General features: G+C 63.9%; 6 protein-coding genes. 3 read left to right on the top strand and 3 right to left on the bottom strand.

Annotation, left to right across the window (positions count from 1 at the left end):
* Window positions 1-81: 81 nt before the first annotated feature.
* The gene (locus VIR09_RS15940) at window positions 82-678 is read right to left on the bottom strand and encodes a YceD family protein (protein ID WP_105555105.1); all 597 of its coding nucleotides are present in this window, start codon (window positions 676-678) and stop codon (window positions 82-84) included.
* A gap of 191 nt (window positions 679-869) precedes the next feature.
* Between VIR09_RS15940 and VIR09_RS15935 the strand changes: the two genes are divergently transcribed.
* The 3 genes from VIR09_RS15935 to VIR09_RS15925 are packed head-to-tail and all read left to right on the top strand — an operon-like array spanning window position 870 to window position 2,970.
* Window positions 870-1,472: a Maf-like protein gene (locus VIR09_RS15935; RefSeq protein ID WP_332013747.1), complete on the top strand. Its 603-nt coding sequence runs from the start codon at window positions 870-872 to the stop codon at window positions 1,470-1,472.
* On the top strand, window positions 1,469-2,179 hold the full coding sequence (locus VIR09_RS15930) for an SAM-dependent methyltransferase (RefSeq protein WP_310032938.1): 711 nt from the start codon (window positions 1,469-1,471) through the stop codon (window positions 2,177-2,179). The genes VIR09_RS15935 and VIR09_RS15930 overlap by 4 nt, the downstream gene beginning before the upstream one ends.
* 5 nt (window positions 2,180-2,184) lie before the next feature.
* Window positions 2,185-2,970, top strand: coding sequence for an N-acetylmuramoyl-L-alanine amidase (locus VIR09_RS15925; RefSeq protein ID WP_332013746.1), 786 nt, complete (start codon window positions 2,185-2,187; stop codon window positions 2,968-2,970).
* A gap of 84 nt (window positions 2,971-3,054) precedes the next feature.
* Here the strand turns inward: VIR09_RS15925 and msrQ are convergent, their stop codons facing one another.
* Both msrQ and msrP read right to left on the bottom strand, forming a co-directional pair.
* Window positions 3,055-3,705, bottom strand: a complete 651-nt coding sequence (gene msrQ / locus VIR09_RS15920; protein ID WP_310032941.1) for a protein-methionine-sulfoxide reductase heme-binding subunit MsrQ — start codon at window positions 3,703-3,705, stop codon at window positions 3,055-3,057.
* Window positions 3,706-3,714: 9 nt separating this feature from the next.
* Complete coding sequence (gene msrP / locus VIR09_RS15915) at window positions 3,715-4,563, bottom strand: protein-methionine-sulfoxide reductase catalytic subunit MsrP (RefSeq protein WP_332013745.1); 849 nt, start codon at window positions 4,561-4,563, stop codon at window positions 3,715-3,717.
* Between the last annotated feature and the right edge of the window lies 1 nt (window position 4,564).

Genomic DNA, 4,564 nt, shown 5'->3' with positions numbered 1-4,564 from the left:
GGGGACTTCTTGTTTTGTTGAACGGCCATGATGACTCCTAGAAACGGGGCGCATTGTACGCGATGCGGCCCGATGTTGATCTCAATCTTTGTGCTTCAGTTGTTCCAGCACCGCAAACGGCGACGGACGCTTGACAGCGGGTTCTTCAGGAACTTCGCTGACTTTGGCCTGCGCGCCCGGGCATACATCATGCTTGGGCACATACGGAACGCTCAGAATGAGCTCATCTTCGACCTGGGCCAGCAGATCGAAATGATGCGAACCGACCACCTTTTCAGGTTGGTTGGACACAAAACCATTTCCTTCTTCGTCTTCATCGTCCTCGTGGGCACGACCATCGGAGTAATCGCCGTTGGTATTGCCATCATCGAGATCGGCTTCGGACTTGACCAGCTGCAAGAGGACTTCGCTATCGACCGGATACACGAACGGCGCGTTGCACCGCTGGCACACCAGCACCGGGTTTGCCTGCACGCGAACGTGCAAGAGGGGCCGGCCAAGCAACAGACCAGACTTGCCCACCTCACCGCGCACAGACCACGTCACAAGCCCGGCATCGCCCAGCGGTTGTTCGGGTAACCCTTCAACCGCGCGCGAAAACCGCACAAGAGGTATGGTGCCATGCGCTTCCTTGCCGCTATGGGCAAATGCGAATGCATCGATGCGCTTAATGATCAATCCTTTGCATTCACGGGTCTTTGCGATTGCTCACGCTGATGACGATTAACCAGGCTGATTGCTTACGCTGATTACTCAGGCTGCTTGCTCATGCCGATCACTCACGCATGCTTCGTGCCATCGCGTTCGCTGCAAAAATCCCGCAAAACGTTAGATAATACTGCGACTTACGCTTTAACGTCAAATATCGCATGCCTTCCAAGCCTAGCCTGATCCTCGCGTCCAGCTCGCGTTACCGCAAAGAACTGCTGTCGCGCCTGCGCCTGCCCTTTACGGCCATTTCCCCCGATGTAGACGAAACGCCACAGCCGGGTGAAACGCCCGCGGCGCTGGCTCTGCGCCTGTCGGTTGCCAAGGCCATGGCCGTGGCGGACAAGCACCCCGGCAGCCTCGTGATCGGATCGGACCAGGTTGCCACGATCGACGGACAGCCGATCGGCAAGCCGGGGGATTTTCCGCGCGCCCAAGCCCAATTGCGCGCCCTGTCGGGGCAAATCGTGGAATTCCACAGCGCATTGGCGGTGACGGATGGCAAACGGGTGGAAAAAGCGGACATCATCACGCGATGCCATTTCCGCCAACTGTCGGACCACGCCATCGAGGCCTATTTGCGCGCCGAGGAACCCTACGATACCGCAGGCAGCGCCAAGGCGGAAAGCCTGGGCATCGCCTTGATGGAGAGCATCCAGAGCGACGATCCGACCGCGATTATCGGCCTGCCGTTGATCGAGCTGACGCGCATGCTGACGCGGTTCGGGCTGGATCCGCTGGACGCCCCCGGAGCGCCGGCATGAGCGGCGCGCTGCACCTGATTCCCGTCGGCCTGGGCGAGGCCCCGGCCGAGCGCTGGTTGCCCGCCGACGTCCGCGCGCTGGCCGGACGGCTGGACACCTACATCGCCGAGAACGCCAAGACGGCGCGCGCCTTCCTGAAGCTTATCGGCACCACCCTGCCACTGCAGGAAATCACCATCCACACCCTGACCGACAAAATCGACGACGGCCAGATCAAGGCATGGCTCGACCCGATCAAGAAAGGCGCGGAAATTGGACTGGTTTCCGAAGCCGGCTGCCCGGCGGTTGCCGATCCGGGCGCCAAGGTGGTGGACGCGGCCCATCGCCTGGGCCTGACCGTCAAGCCCTGGGTCGGCCCCTCTTCGATCCTGCTGGGCCTGATGGCCAGCGGCCTGGATGGGCAGCGATTCGCCTTCCACGGCTATGCCCCCGTGGACCCCGCCGAGCGCGCCAAACAGCTGCGAGCCTGGGAACAGCATTCGGCCAAGCATAACCAGACCCAGTTGCTGATCGAAACGCCGTATCGCAACGCCGCCATGTTCACCACCCTGCTGGCCAGCCTGAAAGGCGACACCAAGCTGTGCGTGGCCCGCTCGGTCACGACGGCCGACGAATGGATCGCGACGCACACCGTGGCCGACTGGAAAAAACGGCCCGCGCCCCTGTTGGACAAGCTGCCGACACTGTTCCTGTATCTGGCCCGCTGACCCGTATGCACCGCCTGATTACCTCACTGCTGGCCACGGCAGTCCTGGCCGGCTGCGCCGCGCGCGGCCCCGCCGGACTGGACCTTGACACGTCCATCACCGCCGTCAGCCAGGCCAGCCGCGTCCGCAGCGTCGTCCTGCACTACACGACCGTCGACGATGCCACATCGATGAAGCTGCTGTCCAAGGGCAAGGTCAGCGCGCACTACCTGATCAACGAGGACGGCCGCGCCTACCGCCTGGTCGACGAAACCCGTGCCGCATGGCACGCCGGCGCCGCCTCTTGGTATGGCAACATCGCGATGAACAGCACCTCCATCGGGGTCGAGATCGTCAACCCCGGCTGGACCGAGGGCGCGGACGGCAAGCCGCTTTGGCACGCCTACAACGACCGCCAGGTGCGCGCATTGACCTTGCTGCTGCGGGACATCATCCAGCGCCACGGCATCGCGCCCGAGAACGTGGTGGGCCACAGCGACATCGCGCCGCAGCGCAAAGTGGACCCCGGCCCGCTATTTCCGTGGCAAACGCTGGCTGCAGCGGGCATCGGCCGCTGGTTCGACGAAACCGGCGCAGCCGCGCATCTGGCGCGCCTGCAGGCCGAAGACGTGCCCGACGTTGCCTGGTTCCAGAAACAATTGCAGCGGCTGGGCTACGCCTGTCCGCAGGACGGCACCCTGGACCGCGCCACGATCAATACGCTAGCGGCATTTCAGATGCACTACCGGCCTGCCCTGCACGATGGCCAGCCGGACGCGGAAACCGCCGCCATCATGCTGGCGATGCCTTGAACGGGCCCACGTTAAGCAGTCTAAACCTCAACCTCGGCCTCAGCCCCGGCCCAGGCCTTTGACCGCGTCCAGCGCCCGCCAGCCTCACGCCCGGCGCCGCCACCACGCCACGACCCGCCAGCCAAGCAGCAGAGCCAGCACGGAGGCATACAGGAGCGGTTGCGCCAGATCGTTCTTGCCGGCTTTGTGCCACCAGTAGTGCAGCACCGCCAGCAGGCCGATCGCATAGACGGCGCGGTGCAATTGCTGCCAGCGCTTGCCCAGCCGGCGCATGGCCCACTGCGTGGAGGTGGCGGCCAGCGCCGTCATCAGCACAAAAGCGGCAAACCCCACGGTGATGAACGGGCGTTCTCCGATATCTTGCAGCATGGCCGCGGGGTCCAGCCCCCGGTCCCACCAGACCCAGGCCATGAAATGCATGGCCCCGTAGAAGAACGCGAATAGCCCGCACATCCGGCGCACCCGAACCAGCGCCGGTTGCCCGGTCAAGCGGCGCAATGGCGTGATCGCCAGTGTCACCAGCAGGCAGACCAACGTCCAGGTGCCGGACGACCGCGTCAGGAATTCGACCGGATTGGCGGTCAGCCCGTTGTTGAAGCCCAGCCAGATCCAGCGCAGGAACGGCGCCAGGCCAAGCAGAAACAGGAAGGGCTTGATCCGCCCCACCGCGCGAGCGGACAGCGGGGGTTTGGGCGGTGAAGCGGCCGCGGCGGGCGGCGAAGTGCCTTCAGGCATCGGTGAACCTCAGTAGTTCGCTTTCAGGTCCATGCCCTGATAGAGCGACGCCACCTGCTCGCCATATCCGTTGAACATCAAGGTCTTGCGCTTCGGGGTGAACAGGCCGTCCTCGCCGATGCGGCGCTCGGTTGCCTGGCTCCAGCGTGGATGTGGGACAGTGGGGTTCACGTTGGCGTAGAAGCCGTATTCCTGCGGCGCCGCCTTGATCCAGGACGATACCGGCAGTTTTTCCACCAGCCGGATCTTGACCAGCGACTTCGCCGACTTGAAGCCATATTTCCACGGCACCGCCAGGCGCAGCGGGGCGCCATTCTGGTTGGGCAGGACCTTGCCGTACACCCCGAACACCAGCATCGCCAGCGGATTCATGGCCTCGTCGATCCGCAAGCCTTCGACGTAGGGCCACTCGAGGATGGCGGCACGCACGCCCGGCATGTTCTCGCGCTGCACCGCCGTCACGAATTCCACATATTTGGCGTTGCCCGTGGGCTCAACCTGTTTCAGCAGTTCGGATACCGAGTAACCCACCCACGGAATCACCATGGACCAGCCCTCGACGCAGCGCAGGCGATAGACGCGCTCTTCCATGGGCGCCAGCTTGAGCAATTCCTCGATGGTGAAGGTGCGCGGCTTGGCGACCTCGCCTTCGACGCTGACCGCCCACGGGCGCGTCTGCAACTTGCCGGCATTCGCGGCGGGATCGCCCTTATCCACGCCGAACTCGTAGTAGTTGTTGTAGGACGTGACATCGGCCAGCGAGGTCTGCTTGTCCATGACGCTCAACGACGCATTCGGCTTGCCTGTCAGGGTGCCGGCGCCCTGAGCGAAGGCGCTGCGCGCCGCCCAGCCCGGCAAG

This window comes from Achromobacter sp. (genome assembly GCF_036567245.1).
Taxonomy (GTDB): domain Bacteria; phylum Pseudomonadota; class Gammaproteobacteria; order Burkholderiales; family Burkholderiaceae_B; genus Achromobacter.
This window is presented reverse-complemented; position numbering and strand designations above follow the sequence as displayed.

Excerpts from the sequence above, each read along its gene's own strand:
- VIR09_RS15935 (WP_332013747.1), top strand. The coding sequence starts at position 870 with ATGCCTTCCAAGCCTAGCCTGATCCTCGCGTCCAGCTCGCGTTACCGC.
- VIR09_RS15930 (WP_310032938.1), top strand. The coding sequence starts at position 1,469 with ATGAGCGGCGCGCTGCACCTGATTCCCGTCGGCCTGGGCGAGGCCCCG.
- VIR09_RS15925 (WP_332013746.1), top strand. The coding sequence starts at position 2,185 with ATGCACCGCCTGATTACCTCACTGCTGGCCACGGCAGTCCTGGCCGGC.
- msrQ (WP_310032941.1), bottom strand. The coding sequence starts at position 3,705 with ATGCCTGAAGGCACTTCGCCGCCCGCCGCGGCCGCTTCACCGCCCAAA.